Here is a 16,859-nt window from a genome sequence, read left to right on the forward strand (position 1 = left end):
GCTCAGCCGATCAGCCGCAGTCCCGCCTCGACCACCTGCGGCGCGGCGACCCAGCTGATCGCAGCCCCGACCAGGACGGCGAGCGACAGGGCTGCGTAGTACAGCATATGGTCGCGCACATCGAACAGCCCGTGGCGCGCGATCAGCGGCAGGGTGTAGATCAGCCCCGCCAGTTCACCGCCCGCTAGCGCGAGTGGCAGCGCGATCGGCCCGAGCAGACCGAAGGTCGCGGCGACCAGCAGCAGGAACACCGCCAGCCGCAGGAGATTGGCATAGAACATCACCCGCGCATGGCCGATGGCGAGCAGCGTCTGGAGGTTGGTGAAGGAATCGAGATCGAAGGCGATCCGCAACAGCAGCACGCTCAGATAGATCCAGCCATATTCGTAGCGATGGTCGAACAACAGGCGGAACAGCGCGGGCGCGACGCCGATGCCGAAACCGATCCCCGCGAACAGCACCAGATAGTGTCGCCTGCGCGCTGCGTAGAAGATCGATCGTAGCCGGTCGGGCGCATCCTGCCATGTCCGCGAGACCAGCGGGAAGAAATGCCGCTCGACATAGTTGCGGCCGAAGGGCTGGAACGCGACCGCAAGATTGGCGGGCAGCATGTAGACCCCGAAGTCCGCGACCGTGAACAGCCGGGCGAAGAGCATCTTGTCGAACTGCGTCATCAGCAGGGTGACGATCGTCGACGCCATGATCCAGCGGGAAAAGCCGAAGAATTCGCGTGCCAGGCGGCCGTCCCACGCGAACCGCATCCTGCCCCCCAGGAGCGCCGCAGTGAAGACCATCCGGGCGATCCCGCTGACATAGAGGCCGATGATCAACGCGCGATAATCGGGCATCAGTAGCGACAAAGCCAGGTTCGAGGCGACCTGCACCGCCAGCGCCGCCAGTTCGACCGAGCAGCTCGCCTTGATCCGGCCTTCCCGCTGGGCGAGCAGCAAGCTGATCGGGCAGAGCGCGTTGATCAGGAACAGCGGTGCTGTGGCGGCGATCGGCCAGGCCAGCTCGGGCTTGCCCAGCACCAGCGCGATCGGCCAGGCCCCCGCCAGCATCGCCGCCGCCTGCAGCCCGCCCTGCCCGAGCCGGATCGACCAGACGACGTCGAGGAAGCGGCGCTCCCCGCCGCGCTCGTGCCGGATGACGAAGTCGAACACGCCCAGGTCCGACAACATCGCCAGGATGATCATGGTCGAGGTGATGATACCGACGACGCCGAAGGCTTCGGGGCTGAGCAGCCGGGTCAGGACGATATTGCCACCCAGCCGCAGGATCATGGTTGCGATGGTGAAGCCGAACACCAAGCGACCGGGCCCGCCGAGCAGGCGCGCGGCAAGCGCCTGCGGACGCGAGGACGAGGCTCCCGCTCCGACGCTCATCGCAGCGCCGGCAGCCTTTCGCCCGGCTCGTCATGCACGACCGCGACGAGCGGCGGCCCCGCGCTGGCGGCGGCACGTGCCGACGCCAGCTGGGTGCGCAGCGCGACCAGCAGCGCAACCATGATGAAGCTCAGCTGCATCGGCGCAACCCAGCTGCTCAGCAGCGCCAGCGAGACCGCTGTCGCGGTATGAATGGAAATCATCACCTGCGCGAGAATCAGCTGCTCGCGATCGGGCTGCAGCCGTTTGATCGAGCGGTAATGGGGATAGGCCGAAAGGATGAACAGCAGGAAAGCGATGACCGTGACAAGTCCGCCTTCGACGAGCAGCGCCAGATAGGCGTTCACCAGATCGACGATACCCTGTCCCTGGATGAAGCTGTCGAGCATCCCCTGCGCGACGGCCTCGCGATAGCCGAACCACAAATGCCCCCCCAGCGCGCGCGGAACGCCGCTCAGCAGGCCGATCCGATAGGTAGCGTTGAATCGCGCATCTTCGCCGCCCAGGATCGGCAGGCCGAGCACGATGACAAGACCGGCGAGCGGCACGAGGACGGCCAGCAGATAGCGGCCGCGCAGCAACTGGAACACCATCAGCCCCACTGCGACCGCAACCATGCCCGATCGCGACAGGGTCGCGGCGAGGCCGAGCAGGATCAGCCCGCCGAGCACCACCAAGGGGCCCGAAACCCCGCGAATACGCGACAGGCCCCAGGCGGCCACGGCGGCGAGTCCGAGCATCGCGCCGCCGGTCAATGGATGGGCGAAGGGACCATAGGCCCGCGCGATGCCGCCGCGTTCGAGCCAGGTGCGCGGCGCATCGACCGTCCAGATGTCGTTCTTCACGCCCATCACCCCGGCGTAGAGCGGCCAGTGCCGCACCGTTTCGAACAGGCAGAGCAGGCCAGCGGCGGCGGCGGCGAAGACGAACAGGCGCAGCACGATCTCGGGCGAGCCGATCTTGACGCGCGAGAGGATCTGGTAGCTCAGCACATAGGGAATGAGGAAGGTGACCACGGTCCGCGCAATGCCCGTCGGCGTGTCCCGCAGCGACATGCAGACGCAATAGACCAGCGTGAAGCCGAGAACGGCGAGATCGCTCGCGACGAGCTTGCGCCGCTGGTGGCTTTCCGGGTGCAGCAGATAGCCAAGCAGCAACGCCCCCGAGAAAGTCAGGAACGGCGTGATCGGCGCGATATAGGCACCCGACACCGCGAGCAGCGACCCCGCTGCCGGCGTCCACAGCAGAAAGAACAAATAGGTCGCCGCGATCGGCAGGCGTCGGTCGAAACAGGCGGTGAGCAGCAGAAGATAGCCGATCTGCGTCGCGATCATCGGCAGGGCGCTCAGCGCGAGGCAGACCGCGACGATGCCGCAGAAGAAGAGCCGCGCCAGATAGACCTTTTCCCAGCGGGCGCGCACGAGCATCGATGCCGGGAGCGTCACGACACCCAGCAGCACGACGAGCACGACCGCATTCTTCCAGAGAAACATCGCCCCCCGATCCGAGCATGGTGCGGCGCGATCCGGGTGCCGACCCCGATGGTCGACCGCGGTGCGCTCGCCGTCTTAATCAAGCCCAATGACGTCCAGGTAAAGAAGGAATGGCTTGATCCCTCGCCCAACTGCCCCCAAATGACGCCCATGCTGATCGAGACAGAAACCACGCCCAACCCGGCGACGCTCAAATTCCTGCCGGGTCGCGCCGTCATGACCGCGGGAACCCGCGACTTTGCCGATCCGGAAGAAGCTGTCGCATCGCCGCTCGCGGAAGCGTTGTTTTCGCTGGGTGATGTCACCGGCGTCTTCTTCGGCCAGGATTTCGTCTCGGTCACCGCCGGCGAGGGCAGCGAGTGGCGCGACTTGAAGCCGCGCGTCCTCGGTGTGCTGCTGGACCATTTCTCGTCCGAAGCGCCGCTGTTCCGCGCCGGCTCTGCCGCCGACATCAGCATCGCCCCCGATGACGACTTTGGCGATGATCCTGCCGACGCCGACATCATCGCGCAGATCAAGGACCTGATCGAAACGCGCGTCCGCCCCGCCGTCGCGCGCGATGGCGGCGACATCATTTATCGCGGCTTCCAGCGCGGGACCGTCTATCTCGCAATGCAGGGCGCATGCTCGGGCTGCCCGTCTTCCAGCGCCACGCTGAAGCAGGGCATCGAGACGCTGCTCAAACATTATGTACCGGAAGTGACCGAGGTTCGGGCGGCCTGATCGCCCGATGAGCCGCACGCTGGTCATCGATACCGCAACCGCCGCCTGTTCGGTGGCGCTGTTCGACGAGGACCGGCTGCTTGCCGAGCTTCATGAAGAGGTCGGCAGAGGCCACGCCGAACGGCTCATGCCGATGATCGCTTCGCTGCCCGATGGCGGGCGGGCGGGGCGGCTGCTCGTCGACTGCGGCCCCGGCAGCTTCACCGGCGTTCGCGTCGGGCTGGCTGCTGCCCGCGCACTGGCTTTTGGCTGGAACGCACCGGTCCATGGCTATTCCTCGATGGCAATCATCGCCGCAGCAGCGGCCTCCACCGCCCCCACCCTGTCGGTCGCGATCATCGGCGGCCACGGCGAGTTTTTCGTGCAGGCCTTTTCCTGCGATCCGCTCCGCCCGACGTCCGAGCTGGCATCCCTGCCCCCCGGCGAAGCGGCCCTTGCGATGAGCGCCGAACATGTTTTCGGGTCTGCTGCGGAAAAGCTGGTAGAGGCGCGCGGCCACGGCGTCGCCCATCCACGCCTTCCGCGTGCGGCGGATGCACTGCTGCTCGGTGAGCTGGCCAGGCTGCCGGCAAGCCCGATCTATGGACGAGCCGCCGACGCCAAGCCCGCGGCGGCGTAAGGTGAGCGACCTCATCATCTCCGAGGTCGGCCCCGGTGGCCTCGCACCGGTCATGGCGGTCATGGATACGGCGTTTGACCCCGGCTATGGCGAGGCGTGGAACGAAGCCCAGACGCTGTCGATGCTGACACTGCCGGGGACCTGGCTGTCGCTGGCCCGGTACGAGGACTCACCCGCCGGCTTCGCCCTGATCCGTCAGGTCGCCGAAGAAGCGGAATTGCTGTTGCTTGCCGTAGCGCCATCGCATCGACGCCAGGGCGTGGCCCTCGCATTGATCAAGCACACTCGAAAATTGTTGCATGAACGTAATGGAAGCGTTCTCCACCTTGAAGTGCGCTATAATAATCCCGCAATCGAACTGTATAAAAAAGCAGGCTTTGTTCAGATCGGTCGCCGGCCCGGCTACTACCATGGTCGCGATGGACAGGTTCACGACGCCCTGACCCTTTCATGTTCGGTTTGACTCGGACCTATATCTTCCCGACTATATTTACGTTGCAAAAGCCGCCAAAGTGCCGCAGAGGCGGCGCAGTCAATGCTCTCGGGGCGGCATTGCGAACTCGGATTCGTCATCTCTTTCCTGTGAAGGTCAACTCATGTCGGACAATAACGGTCTTTCTGAAACTCTGATCGCACTGACGGCGGACATCGTTTCGGCGCATGTCAGCAATAACAGCGTCGCCGTTTCGGACCTGCCCCTGCTGATCCAGAACGTCCACAACGCGCTCGCGGGTCTGGGCGAAGAAATCGTCGAGCCCGAGATCAAGCAGGAGCCTGCGGTCTCGATCCGTTCGTCGATCAAGCCCGACTATATCGTCTGCCTGGAAGACGGTAAGAAGCTCAAGATGCTCAAGCGCCACCTGATGACGCATTATCAGATGACGCCGGAGCAGTACCGCGCCAAGTGGAACCTGCCCGCCGACTATCCGATGGTCGCGCCGAACTATGCCGAGCAGCGTCGCTCGCTCGCCAAGAAGATCGGCCTGGGCACGAAGCGCCGTTCGCGCTGATCCGTCCGCCGGACTCGATATGGGAGGGCGCCCCATGGGGTCGTCCTCCCATTGTCTTTTCGGTGACCCGCATCTTGTCTTCGCAACCGCAATACGAGTAACAAGGCCGCATGCCTAACAGGATCGACATCGAGCAGCTCTGCGCGGACAAGGGCCTTCGCATCACCGAGCAGCGCCGCGTCATCGCGCGCGTATTGTCCGACGCGGAAGACCATCCCGATGTTGAACTGCTGCACCAGCGTGCCGCCACGATCGATCCCGGCATCTCGATCGCCACCGTCTACCGCACGGTCCGGCTGTTCGAGGATGCGGGCATCCTGGAGCGGCACGATTTCGGCGATGGTCGCGCCCGCTACGAGGCAGCGCCTGAGACGCACCACGACCATCTGATCAATGTCGAGACCGGCGAAGTGATCGAGTTCGTCGACCGCGACCTCGAAGAACTGCAGCGCAAGATCGCCGAGAAGCTTGGCTTCCGGCTGGTCGATCACCGGCTCGAACTTTACGGCGTTTCGGCTCAGCGTCCCAAATAAGCATGGCCAACGGCAGAACGATCGCCCGCGTTTCGACGGGGCTATTCGTCCTGGGTTTCTGCCTCGCCGGCTATGTCCTGACCTGGCCGGTGCGCAAGCGGATCGGCTGGGCGCGCTTCTTCCTGCAATGGTTCGGCGAAGCGATCGGGCTCGACGTCCATGTCGAGGGGCGCCCGCTGGGCCATGACGTGCTCTATGTCGCCAACCATCTCAGCTGGCTCGACATAGTGGCGCTGGGCGGCGCCACACGGACCGCCTTCGTCTCGAAGGACGATGTGCGCGGCTGGCCGCTGGTCGGCATGCTCGCGGCGATCGGGGACACCGTCTTCATCAACCGCGAAAGCCGCCGCACGGCGCATGGCCAGGTCGACCAGCTCGGCCGCGCGCTGATCGAGCATCGCGCGGTGACCCTGTTCCCCGAGGGCACGACCAACGACGGCGTCACCCTCTTTCCGTTCCGTCCGGCCCTGTTCGCTTCAGTCGCGCCGTCCCCGCCGGGCGTCCAGGTCCAGCCGGTCGCGATCGACTATGGTCCGGCTGCCCCCGAAATCTGCTGGACGGGCGACGAAGACCTCGGCCCCAATGCCCGAAAGGTGCTCGCGCGGCGCGGCAGTCTCCGGTGCACCCTGCGCTTCCTTCCGCCGCTCGCCCCGTCGACCGATCGCAAGGCGCTCGCCGCCGAGGCGCAGGCCGCGATCATGGCCGCGCTGGCGCCGTCGCCCTAGTTCCGCTATGGGCGCGGCCATGTCCCGCACACCCCCCAAGCGCTTCCACGTCAAGTCCTTCGGCTGTCAGATGAACGTCTATGACGGCGCGCGCATGTCCGAATTGCTAGAAGCCGACGGCATGTCCGCGACCGACAATCCGGACGAGGCGGACCTGATCGTCCTCAACACCTGCCACATTCGCGAGAAAGCGGCCGAGAAGGTCTATTCGGACATCGGCCGGATCGTGAAGCGGGCAGCGGGCGACGAGCAGCCGCGCGCAAAGCCGATGATCGCGGTCGCCGGCTGCGTCGCTCAGGCCGAGGGCGGAGAGATTCCCCGCCGCGCACCGGCGGTCGACATCGTCGTCGGGCCACAAGCCTATCACAATCTGCCCCAGCTGGTCGCCGATGCCGCCGCTGGACGCCGCGCGATCGACACCGACATGCCGGCCAATTCCAAGTTCGACGCCTTGCCGAAGCGTCGGCGGCAAGGGCCGACATCCTTCCTGACGGTGCAGGAAGGCTGCGACAAATTCTGCACCTATTGCGTCGTACCCTATACGCGCGGGGCAGAGATCTCGCGGCCATGGACCGCCATCCTCGACGAAGCCAGGGCGCTGGTCGACGCCGGTGCGCGGGAGATCACGCTGCTCGGCCAGAACGTCAACGCCTGGGCGGGCGAGGACGAGGCGGGCCGTACGCGCGGTCTCGAGGGACTGATCGAAGCGCTCGACACGCTGCCCGGCCTCGCCCGCATCCGCTATACCACCAGTCACCCCAACGACATGAGCGACGGCCTGATCGCGGCGCATCGCGACGTGCCCAAGCTGATGCCCTTCCTCCACCTGCCGGTCCAGGCGGGATCGGACCGCATATTGCGCGCGATGAACCGCAGCCATGACGCCCGCTCCTATCTGGCGCTGATCGAAAAGGTCCGGGCGGCGCGGCCCGACATCGCCATTTCGGGCGACTTCATCGTCGGCTTCCCAGGCGAGACCGAGGAGGATTTCGAGGCAACGCTGGAAATCGTCCGCGCAGTCGGTCACGCTCAGGCCTTCAGCTTCAAATATAGTCCTCGCGCCGGCACCCCCGCCGCGACGATGGCCGATCAGATCCCCGCCGAGGTTATGGACGAGCGACTCCAGCGACTGCAGGCTTTGCTCAACGAGCAGCAACACCAGTTCAACCTCGCCAGCGTCGGCAAGCGCTGCGACGTGCTGCTCGAACGCGACGGCAAGAAGCCGGGGCAGCGGATCGGCAAGTCGCCCTGGCTCCAGTCGGTGATCGTCGAGGCCGATGCCGCCATCGGCGAAATGGTCACGGTCGACATCGTGTCGGCGGGGCCGAACAGCCTGATGGGCGAGCTTGTGGGCCGCGAGCGCGCCGCCGCCTGAGGCTCCGGCAGAAAGGCGCGCGCCGCCGCAACATAAAAGCCACATCTGCGGTGGATAAGTCGGGTGGTCCGCCGCTTTACCCCTTCGCACGGGTCCAAATGCGCGTAGGATCGTTGTCACCGGGCGATCACCGTCCGAGTGATCAGAGGAAAGGAACACACCGCCTCTTATGTCGCGCAAGCCAGTCCCCGCGCAGGCCGGAGATCGCGCCCGGCTCGAGATCATTTTCGACAAGCCCCAATTGCTCGGACGATTGTTCGGCGAGTTCGACCAGAACCTGGTGGCGATCGAGAACCGGCTAGGGGTCTATATAGCAGCGAGGGGGAACAAGCTGCAGATCGAAGGGGAGGCCGAGGCCGCCGGACGCGCCCGTGAGGTGCTGACCGGCCTCTACAACCGGATCGTGCAGGGGCAGGACATCGACAGCGGCGCCGTCGAGGCGGTGATCGCGATGTCTGCCGAACCGACACTCGACGGGATCATCCGCAACGACGTGTCCGATCCGCCCAAGGTGATGATCCGGACACGCAAGAAGACGATCGTCCCCCGCTCGGCGACGCAGATTCGCTATATGGAAGCGCTCAACCGCTCCGACATCATCTTCGCGCTGGGACCGGCAGGCACCGGCAAGACCTATCTGGCCGTGGCCCAAGCGGTCCAGCAGCTGATCCAGGGCACGGTTGATCGGCTGATCCTCTCGCGCCCTGCGGTCGAAGCGGGCGAGCGACTGGGCTTCCTCCCGGGCGACATGAAGGAGAAGGTCGACCCCTATCTCCGCCCGCTCTACGACGCGCTCTACGACATGCTGCCGACCGAGCAGGTCGAACGGCGCATCGCCTCGGGCGAGATCGAGATCGCGCCGATCGCGTTCATGCGCGGCCGGACGCTCTCCGATGCCTTCGTCATCCTCGACGAGGCGCAGAACACGACACCCGCGCAGATGAAGATGTTCCTGACCCGTTTCGGGCAGAACAGCCGGATGGTGGTGTGCGGCGATCCCCGGCAGATCGACCTTCCCGACATCGGCAAGTCGGGCCTCGCCGATGCGGTCGGCCGTCTCGAAGGGGTCGACGGCATCGCCACGATCCGCTTCGGCGCCGCCGATGTCGTCCGGCACCCGATCGTCGGTCGGATCGTCGAGGCCTATGAAGGACCCGACGCCGCATGATCGACGTTGCCGTGCAGGCGGAAGACTGTTGGGACGACGGCACCGACTGGGAGGCTCTGGCGATCGAGGCCGTCACTGCGGCGCTCTCGATCTCGCCGCATGCGGGCTTGCTCAATGCCTCCTTCACCGCCGAAATCTCGGTGCGCCTGGCCGATGATGACGAGGTCCATGCGCTCAACCGGCAATATCGGCAGAAGGACAAGCCGACCAACGTGCTGAGCTTCCCGATGGTCCAGCCCGACCTGATCGAGACGCTCGACAATAGCGACGACGGCGAAGTCCTGCTCGGCGACATCATCCTCGCGCACGGGGTCTGCGTGCGCGAGGCGGCCGAGAAGGGCGTGTCGGCGAGCGAGCATGCCACGCATCTGATCGTTCACGGCACCCTCCACCTTCTGGGCTATGACCATCTGGAGGATGACGAGGCCGAGGCGATGGAAGATCTTGAGCGGGTCGCGCTGGCCAGGCTCGATATCGCCGATCCCTATCTGATCCGCGAGGACTGAACGGCAGAGCACCGGTGGCCGCTTCGGCAGTGCCTTCGGTTATCAATCCGCGCTCGCGGGGATTGCGCGCACGCACCTATTTCGGTTAGCGACTGAGGCCTTCGGAGCGGCACAAAGAAAGACGATGCCAGACGACAGTAGTAGCAGCGCCGCAGACAGCGGCGGACGATGGTGGCGCGGGCTCCGCGCGCTCTTTGCGCCAGAGCAGGAGCCGAGCCTGCGCGACCAGATCGAGGAAGTCATCGAGGAGCATGCCGGCGACGGCGGCGAGGACGATGACGACCTCTCCCATGCGGAGCGCGAGATGCTCCGCAACATTCTGCACTTCGGCGAACGGACGGTAGGCGATATCGGCGTGCCGCGCGGCGACATCATCGCAGTGCCCGAGACGATCGGCTTCGACGAGCTGGTGGCGCGCTTCGCGGAGGCCGAACATAGCCGTCTGCCCGTCTATGGCGAAGATCTCGATCATGTGATCGGCATGGTCCATGTGAAGGACGTCTTCCGGATCGTCGCCACCGGTGCGCCGCGACCGGACTCGATCGCCGGCCTCATCCGCCAGCCGCGCTACGTGCCCTCGTCGATGCGGATCATCGATCTGCTCGCCGAGATGCGCGAAACCCGCACCCATCTTGCGATCGTACTGAATGAATATAGCGGCACCGACGGCCTCGTCACGATCGAGGACCTGGTCGAGGAAATCGTCGGCGATATCGAGGACGAGCATGACGAGAAGGAAGAGGATCTACTGATCCCGCTCGGCGATGCGATCTGGTCGGCCGATGCCCGGGCGGAACTCGAAGACGTCGCACGGCTGATCGATCCGAGGCTTGCCGACATCGACGACGATGTCGAGACGCTCGGCGGCCTCGCATCGTCGCTGGCCGGCCATGTCCCCCAACCGGGCGAGATATTGGAACATCCGAGCGGCTGGCGGCTCGAAATCGCCGACGCGGACGAGCGCCGTGTAAAGAAGCTGCTGCTCCATCCGCCGCTCCCGGAAGCCGCCGAACTGGATTGAGGCGCGCAGGCGCGACCTTTTGCCCTGACATGCGTTGAGGATACGGAACGATCTCCGGAGAGGCCCGATGACGACGAAGAAGAAAATCCTGCTGTCCCTGCCCCTCGTCGCGCTCATTGCCGCAGGAGTGGGCTTCTACGTCATGGCGACCGCCGAAAGCGCTACGGTCGACTTCGCGGCAGTGGTCGGGACGAAGCCGAAGCTCGTCGATCCCAAGGAGCAGATGATCCCGACGGTCGCAGTGGCGAAGGCCGTAGGCTGGAAGACGGGCGAGACCCCGACTGCCGCTGCAGGACTCTCGGTCGCGCCCTTTGCCGAAGGCCTGGACCATCCGCGCTGGATTTATGTCCTGCCCAATGGCGACGTGCTGGTCAGCGAGAGCAATTCGCCGCCGCGCGACAAGGACAATGGCGGTGGCGGGGTCACCGGCTTCGTGATGAACCGGATGATGGCGCGCGCGGGAGCCGGCGTGCCCTCACCCAACCGCATCATTCTGCTCCGCGACGCCGATGGCGACGGAAAGGCCGAAGTCAAGACGGTCCTGATCTCCGGCCTCAACTCCCCCAGCGGCATGGCCTGGGCCGACGGCCAGCTCTACATCGGCAACACCGACGCGCTGGTCCGCGTGCCTTTCCAGCCTGGCCAGACGAAGATCGACGCAAAGCCGGTTATCGTTGCCAAGCTGCCCGGCGGCTATAACCACTGGGCCCGCAACCTGCTGCTCGCGCCCGACAACAAGTCGATCTACGTCGCGGTCGGCTCGGCATCGAACATCGGTGAGCGCGGCATGGAGCTGGAGCAGAAGCGCGCCGCGATCCTGCAGATCGAACTGCCCTCGGGCAAGGACCGCATCTTCGCTTATGGCCTGCGCAATCCCAACGGCCTCGCCTTCGAGCCGACCACGGGCGACCTTTGGACGACGGTCAACGAGCGCGACATGATCGGCTCCGATCTGGTCCCCGACTATATGACCGAGGTCCAGCTGGGCGGTTTCTATGGCTGGCCCTGGTATTATTGGGGCGGCTATATCGACAAGCGCGTGCCCGAACCGGAGCAGGACCTGCAATCCTACGTCATCCGACCCGATTATGCGCTGGGGCCGCATGTCGCCGCCCTCGGCATGACTTTCGCCAAGGATGCAATACTGGGCCCGGACTATGCCAGCGGCGCCTTCGTCGCCGAACATGGGTCGTGGAACCGGCGTCCGCGCTCGGGCTACAAGCTGGTCTATGTCCCCTTCGCGCAGGGTAAGCCGATGGGCAAGCCGCGCGATGTGCTGACCGGATTCCTATCACCGTCGGAAGAGGCGCGTGGACGTCCCGTCGCAGTGGCGGTCGGCAAGCGAGGCGGGTTGCTGGTCACCGACGATGTCGGAGGCAAAGTGTGGCGGGTAACGGCCAAAGGACCGATAACTCCGGCCAAATGAGCTATCGAAGCGGTGGCGCGCCTGTGAGCCGCCGCTACGACCGCTTCAGATCAGCTGGCTGAGCTTGGAGGGTGCCGAGAACGCCTCGGCCTGTTCGACCGGGTGCGGGGCATCGAAACGGGTCCATCCGCCGGCGGACAGCCGCTCCAGTGGCTGGAAACGGGTCTTGTACTGCATCCGCGGCGATCCCTCGACCCAATAGCCGAGATAGACATAAGGCAGACCGGCTTCGACGGCCCGGCGAATATGGTCGAGGATGATGTAGGTGCCCAGACCGGGGCGCTGCACATCTTCGGTCTCGAAGAAGCTGTAGACCATCGACAGACCATCGGCTTGCACGTCGGTCAGACAGGCACCGACCAGACGGCCGGGGCGGCCGTCGACCCCAGGCTCGCGATATTCGATGACATTGGTCTTGACCGGGGTCTGCTCGACCATGTCGGCGAAGTCGAGCTCGTCCATCTGGGCCATGCCGCCGCCGGGGTGGCGCGCCTTCAGATAGCCGCGCAGCAGTGCGAACTGTTCCTCGGTCGTCCAGGGCTTGCACTGGCTGACTTCGAGGTCGGCATGGCGACGCATCAGCTTGCGCTGGCTCGCATTGGGCTTGAACTGGTCAGCGACAACGCGGACCGACACGCAGGCCTGGCAGTCGACGCAGGTCGGCCGATAGGCGACGCCCTGGCTCCGCCGGAAGCCGATGCGCCCCAGCGCGTCGTTGAGATCTGCGGCGTTCGGGCCCGACAATTCGGTGAACACCTTCCGCTCGGTACGGCCCGGCAGATAGGGGCAAGGTCCCGGCGTGGTCACGAAGAAGCGGGGGAAGCGAAACTGCGCCGTCATGTCGAAAGCTTGCCCCCTGTCAGATCCTGCCCCTCGATCGAATCGGACTATGCCTACGCATGAACGTCATGAAAAGAGCATTAACCTCGATTTTTTCGTCGATTTTGACCATCATCTCCGCCGAAAGGCGAACGGCTCAGGCCGCCTCGATCGGCGTCACCTCATAGCTTTCCTTGCGGAGCGCCTGCAGCAGACGGTCGAGATGCTGGGCGTCGCGCGTCTCGCATTCGATGTCCGCGATCAGGCCCTTGGCCGGCAGCGTCGTGAAGACGCGCTGGTGGTAGACCTCGACGATGTTGACCTGCTGTTCATCGAACACGCGGGCGACATGAAACAAGGCGCCGGGCCGGTCCTGCAGGCGGATGCGCAGCCGCGCGAGGCGTCCCGACCGCGCGAGATCGCGCAACAGGACGTTGGCGAGCAGCCGCGTATCGATATTGCCGCCGCAGAGGATGATGCCGACATTGCGGCCCCGGAAGCGCTCGGGATGGGCGAGCAGCGCGGCAAGGCCTGCCGCACCAGCGCCCTCGACCACCGTCTTCTCGATCTGGAGCAGCATCGATACCGAGGTCTCCAGATCGCGCTCGGCCACCAGCACGATGTCGTCGACCAGCGCCTTGACGATCCGGGCGGTCAGCGCGCCCGGCTGCTTGACCGCGATACCCTCGGCCAGTGTGTCGCCTTCGCATGGGAGGGTCACGCCTTTGATTTTAGCGTACATCGACGGGTAGAGCTCGGCCTGGACACCCACCACCTGGATGGGGCGCCCGGTGGCGCGTGCGACGACCGCCGCGCCGGAGATCAGCCCGCCGCCGCCGATCGGCACGATGAGCGTATCGATCTCGGGCGCATCTTCGAGCATCTCGAGCGTGACGGTGCCCTGCCCCGCGATGACGTCGGCATCGTCGAACGGATGGACGAAGGTCAGCCCTTCCTGCTCGGCCAGCGTGCAGGCGGCGGCATAGGCATCGTCGAACCGCTCGCCCGACAGGATCACCCGCGCGCCATGGCCTTCGGTCTGCTGGACCTTCACCGTCGGCGTCGGCTTGGGCATGACGATCGTGACGGGGATGCCGAGGCGCGCGCCGTGATAGGCGAGGCCCTGGGCGTGGTTTCCGGCCGACGCCGCGATCACGCCGCGCTGGCGCTGTTCCTGGTTGAGCAGGCTGAGCTTGTTGAGCGCGCCGCGCTCCTTATAGGCGGCAGTGAACTGCAGATTCTCGAACTTCAGCCAGACATTGGCGCCGGTAATCCGGCTGAGCGTGCGGCTGTGCATGATCGGCGTCCGCACGATCGAGGGCGCGATGCGCGCATGGGCTGCGCGGACATCATCGACTGTGACGGAGACGCCGTGCTCGGCGCTGCTGCTGTTCTGCAAGGTAACCATGGTGTCGGCGCCCATAGACGATTGCGCAGCAGACTCCTAGCGCGGGCTCCGATTCCGCCTTATGCGGTGCATCCATGGCAAAGGTGAGCTTTCTAGGGCTGGGCGCGATGGGCGCCCCTATCGCACGGCATCTGGCGGCTGCAGGCCATGATGTCACCGTCTACAACCGCACGCGCGCCAAGGCCGAAGCCTGGGTGGCAAAACATGGCGGGCGGCTTGCGCCAACTCCGGCCGCCGCCGCCGAGGATGCCGACGCGGTCTTTTCCTGCGTCGGCGCCGATGGCGATCTGGAGACGGTGACGCTGCGCAGCGACGGCTGTTTCCGCGCGATGAAGAAGGGCGCGCTCTATGTCGACCATACGACGGCATCCGCGCGTATCGCCAGGCAACTGGCGGTCGAAGGCCGTGATCGCGGACTGCTCGTCGTCGACGCGCCGGTATCGGGCGGCCAGTCGGGCGCGGAAGCGGGTACGCTGGCGATCATGTGCGGCGGCTCGGACAAGGCGGTCGAGGCGGCGATCCCCCTGATGCAGGCCTATTCGTCGCGCATCGTCCATATCGGCGGACCCGGCGCTGGACAGACCACCAAGATGGTCAACCAGATCTGCATCGCAGGCGCGATGCAGAGCGCGGCCGAGGCACTGCGATTCGCCCAAAATGCCGATCTCGACCTCGACCGGGTGTTCGAAGCGATCTCGGGCGGGGCTGCGGCCAGCTGGTATATGGTCAACCGCTGGAAGACGATGTCGGACGAGAGCTTCGACTTCGGCTTCGCGGTCGACTGGATGCGCAAGGATCTCGGCATCGCGATCGAGGAAGCGCGCTCGAACGGCGCCGCCCTCCCCTTCGCCGCACTGGCCGATCAATTTTATGCCGAGACGCAGGCGCTGGGCTGTGGTCGACTCGACATCTCCTCGGTGGTCAAGCGACTGCCGCGCACATGATCGCCCGCATGTTCGGCGCCAGCCGATGGGCGCTCGCCGCCCTGGCCCTGATCGCGTCGCCTGCCTTCGCCGACGGGCTGATCGACAATGCGAACGGCTACAGCTTCGACGACAAGGGCCAGCTGGTCCGCTTCGACGGGCTGCTGATCGATGGCCAGGGGCGCGTCTCCAAGCTGCTCCAGCGCGGTGACAAGCGCCCCGAGCGGCTCGACTTCCGCCTCGATGCCAAGGGCCGCACCGTCATTCCGGGGCTGATCGACGCCCATGGCCATGTCATGGGGCTGGGGGAAGCGGCACTGTCGCTCGACCTGTCCGCAACCAAAAGCCTTGTTGAGGCGCAGGACGCGCTGCGTCGCTACGCAGCCGACCGTCCCACCCCGCTCTGGATTCGCGGCGGAGGCTGGAACCAGGAACGCTGGCAGCTCGGCCGCTTCCCGACCGCCGCCGACATCGACGCCATCACGCCCGGCCGCCCCGTCGTGCTCGACCGCGTCGATGGCCATGCCCTGCTGGCGAACAGCGCGGCGATGACGGCGGCCGGAATCACTGCCGCGACCAAGGACCCGCCCGGCGGCCGCATCGAGCGCGACGCCAAGGGCCAGCCGACCGGTGTCTTCGTCGACGCCGCGCAGCAGCTGGTCATGACGGCGGTGCCCGCGATGCTTCCGCGCGAGCGCGATGCCGCCCTCGTCAAGGCGCAGGACATTCTCCTCGGCTATGGCATCACCGCCACCGCCGACATGGGCACCTCCCCCGACGACTGGCTGACGATGCGCCGCGCCGGCGATGCAGGGCGCCTGAAGGTGCGAATCATCTCTTATGCAGGCGGGATACCGGCGCTGCTCGCGGTGGCGGGCACCGGGCCGACGCCCTGGCTCTATGACGGTCGGCTCCGCATGGTCGGGGTCAAGCTGTACGACGACGGCGCGCTCGGTTCGCGCGGGGCGTGGCTGAAGGCGCCCTATGCCGATGCACCGGGGCAGAAAGGGCTGCGCTTCCTTGAGGACGCCAAGCTCCGCAACCTGATGAGCCGCGCGGCGATGGACGGTTTCCAGACCGCCGTCCACGCGATCGGCGACGCCGCCAACGAACAGGTGCTCGGCGCGATCGAGGAATTGTCGGACACCTACAAGGGCGATCGCCGCTGGCGGATCGAACATGCCCAGATCGTCGATCCGGCCGACCTTCCCCGCTTCGCCAGATATGGCATCATCGCCTCGATGCAGCCGGTTCACCAGACGTCGGACCATGCCATGGCCGAGGCGCGACTGGGTCCCGACCGGCTGGGCGGCGCTTATGCCTGGAAGACGATGCTCGACAACAAGGTGCCGCTGGCCTTCGGCTCGGACTATCCGGTCGAAAGCCCCAACCCCTTTCCCGCCCTCGCCGCCGCCGTAAGCCGGGAGGATCCGTCCGGCCAGCCGCCCGGCGGGTGGCAGCCGCAGCAGGCGATCAGCATCGCCGAGGCCGTCCGCGCCTTCACCACGACCGCAGCTTATGCGGGCTTTGCCGAGGACCGGATCGGGTCGCTGACGCCCGGCCATTTCGCGGATTTCGTGATCCTCGATCGCGACATCTTCACCGCCGGCGTCGCCGATCTGCGTAGCGCCAGGGCGGTCGAAACCTGGATCGCTGGCAAGCGGGCCTGGACCGCACCCTGAAACCAATCCCCACGCTTGGACCGGTAACAATTGTCGGGCAACG

Annotated in this window: 17 protein-coding genes; 13 read left to right on the forward strand and 4 right to left on the reverse strand. The window is 65.9% G+C overall.

Translation table 11 applies throughout. The features are described 5' to 3' along the window. Nucleotides 1–2: 2 nt before the first annotated feature. Both ACNI3R_RS02870 and ACNI3R_RS02875 read right to left on the reverse strand, forming a co-directional pair. Nucleotides 3–1,385: an oligosaccharide flippase family protein gene (locus tag ACNI3R_RS02870; RefSeq protein ID WP_426179733.1), complete on the reverse strand. Its 1,383-nt coding sequence runs from the start codon at nt 1,383–1,385 to the stop codon at nt 3–5. Continuing rightward, nucleotides 1,382–2,878 (reverse strand): hypothetical protein, encoded by a 1,497-nt coding sequence (locus tag ACNI3R_RS02875; RefSeq protein WP_426179735.1) that lies wholly within the window; start codon nt 2,876–2,878, stop codon nt 1,382–1,384. Before ACNI3R_RS02875 ends, ACNI3R_RS02870 begins: the two co-directional genes overlap by 4 nt. Before the next feature lie 150 nt (nt 2,879–3,028). On the opposite strand from ACNI3R_RS02875, the gene ACNI3R_RS02880 reads away from it, so the two are divergent. From ACNI3R_RS02880 to ACNI3R_RS02930, 11 genes are all read left to right on the forward strand, one after another. Next, the gene (locus tag ACNI3R_RS02880; protein ID WP_426179736.1) at nt 3,029–3,601 is read left to right on the forward strand and encodes a NifU family protein; all 573 of its coding nucleotides are present in this window, start codon (nt 3,029–3,031) and stop codon (nt 3,599–3,601) included. A 7-nt stretch (nt 3,602–3,608) separates the two neighbouring features. Then, entirely contained in the window at nt 3,609–4,220 is a 612-nt protein-coding gene (gene tsaB / locus ACNI3R_RS02885; RefSeq protein ID WP_426179738.1) for a tRNA (adenosine(37)-N6)-threonylcarbamoyltransferase complex dimerization subunit type 1 TsaB, read from the forward strand. A 1-nt stretch (nt 4,221) separates the two neighbouring features. After that, nucleotides 4,222–4,683 (forward strand): GNAT family N-acetyltransferase, encoded by a 462-nt coding sequence (locus tag ACNI3R_RS02890; RefSeq protein ID WP_426179740.1) that lies wholly within the window; start codon nt 4,222–4,224, stop codon nt 4,681–4,683. A gap of 133 nt (nt 4,684–4,816) precedes the next feature. Then, on the forward strand, nt 4,817–5,230 hold the full coding sequence (locus tag ACNI3R_RS02895; RefSeq protein WP_165323886.1) for a Ros/MucR family transcriptional regulator: 414 nt from the start codon (nt 4,817–4,819) through the stop codon (nt 5,228–5,230). A 110-nt stretch (nt 5,231–5,340) separates the two neighbouring features. Next, nucleotides 5,341–5,763 carry a Fur family transcriptional regulator gene (locus ACNI3R_RS02900; protein WP_165323885.1) on the forward strand — a complete coding sequence of 141 codons (423 nt, stop codon included), beginning with the start codon at nt 5,341–5,343 and terminating at the stop codon, nt 5,761–5,763. A 2-nt stretch (nt 5,764–5,765) separates the two neighbouring features. Beyond that, entirely contained in the window at nt 5,766–6,488 is a 723-nt protein-coding gene (locus tag ACNI3R_RS02905) for a lysophospholipid acyltransferase family protein (protein WP_426179741.1), read from the forward strand. A 7-nt stretch (nt 6,489–6,495) separates the two neighbouring features. Next, on the forward strand, nt 6,496–7,863 hold the full coding sequence (gene miaB / locus ACNI3R_RS02910; RefSeq protein ID WP_426179743.1) for a tRNA (N6-isopentenyl adenosine(37)-C2)-methylthiotransferase MiaB: 1,368 nt from the start codon (nt 6,496–6,498) through the stop codon (nt 7,861–7,863). 169 nt (nt 7,864–8,032) lie between these two features. Further along, the gene (locus ACNI3R_RS02915; RefSeq protein ID WP_426179745.1) at nt 8,033–9,031 is read left to right on the forward strand and encodes a PhoH family protein; all 999 of its coding nucleotides are present in this window, start codon (nt 8,033–8,035) and stop codon (nt 9,029–9,031) included. Next, on the forward strand, nt 9,028–9,537 hold the full coding sequence (gene ybeY, locus ACNI3R_RS02920; protein WP_426179746.1) for an rRNA maturation RNase YbeY: 510 nt from the start codon (nt 9,028–9,030) through the stop codon (nt 9,535–9,537). Before ACNI3R_RS02915 ends, ybeY begins: the two co-directional genes overlap by 4 nt. A gap of 124 nt (nt 9,538–9,661) precedes the next feature. Then, entirely contained in the window at nt 9,662–10,558 is an 897-nt protein-coding gene (locus tag ACNI3R_RS02925; protein WP_426179748.1) for a hemolysin family protein, read from the forward strand. Between the two features lie 67 nt (nt 10,559–10,625). After that, entirely contained in the window at nt 10,626–11,984 is a 1,359-nt protein-coding gene (locus ACNI3R_RS02930; protein ID WP_426179750.1) for a PQQ-dependent sugar dehydrogenase, read from the forward strand. Nucleotides 11,985–12,029: 45 nt separating this feature from the next. On the opposite strand, the gene ACNI3R_RS02935 is transcribed toward ACNI3R_RS02930, so the two are convergent. Further along, nucleotides 12,030–12,824, reverse strand: coding sequence for an arginyltransferase (locus ACNI3R_RS02935; protein WP_426179751.1), 795 nt, complete (start codon nt 12,822–12,824; stop codon nt 12,030–12,032). Between the two features lie 136 nt (nt 12,825–12,960). Next, the gene (locus tag ACNI3R_RS02940; protein ID WP_426180257.1) at nt 12,961–14,211 is read right to left on the reverse strand and encodes a threonine ammonia-lyase; all 1,251 of its coding nucleotides are present in this window, start codon (nt 14,209–14,211) and stop codon (nt 12,961–12,963) included. A gap of 74 nt (nt 14,212–14,285) precedes the next feature. Here ACNI3R_RS02940 and ACNI3R_RS02945 point away from each other — a divergent pair, with 74 nt between their 5' ends. Next, the gene (locus tag ACNI3R_RS02945; RefSeq protein WP_426179753.1) at nt 14,286–15,155 is read left to right on the forward strand and encodes an NAD(P)-dependent oxidoreductase; all 870 of its coding nucleotides are present in this window, start codon (nt 14,286–14,288) and stop codon (nt 15,153–15,155) included. An 8-nt stretch (nt 15,156–15,163) separates the two neighbouring features. Further along, a complete protein-coding gene (locus ACNI3R_RS02950) occupies nt 15,164–16,816 on the forward strand; it encodes an amidohydrolase (RefSeq protein ID WP_426179755.1) in 1,653 nt (550 codons plus the stop codon). The last annotated feature ends 43 nt before the right edge of the window (nt 16,817–16,859 follow it).

The sequence above is a fragment of the Rhizorhabdus antheiae genome, assembly GCF_049889055.1.
Lineage (GTDB): Bacteria > Pseudomonadota > Alphaproteobacteria > Sphingomonadales > Sphingomonadaceae > Rhizorhabdus.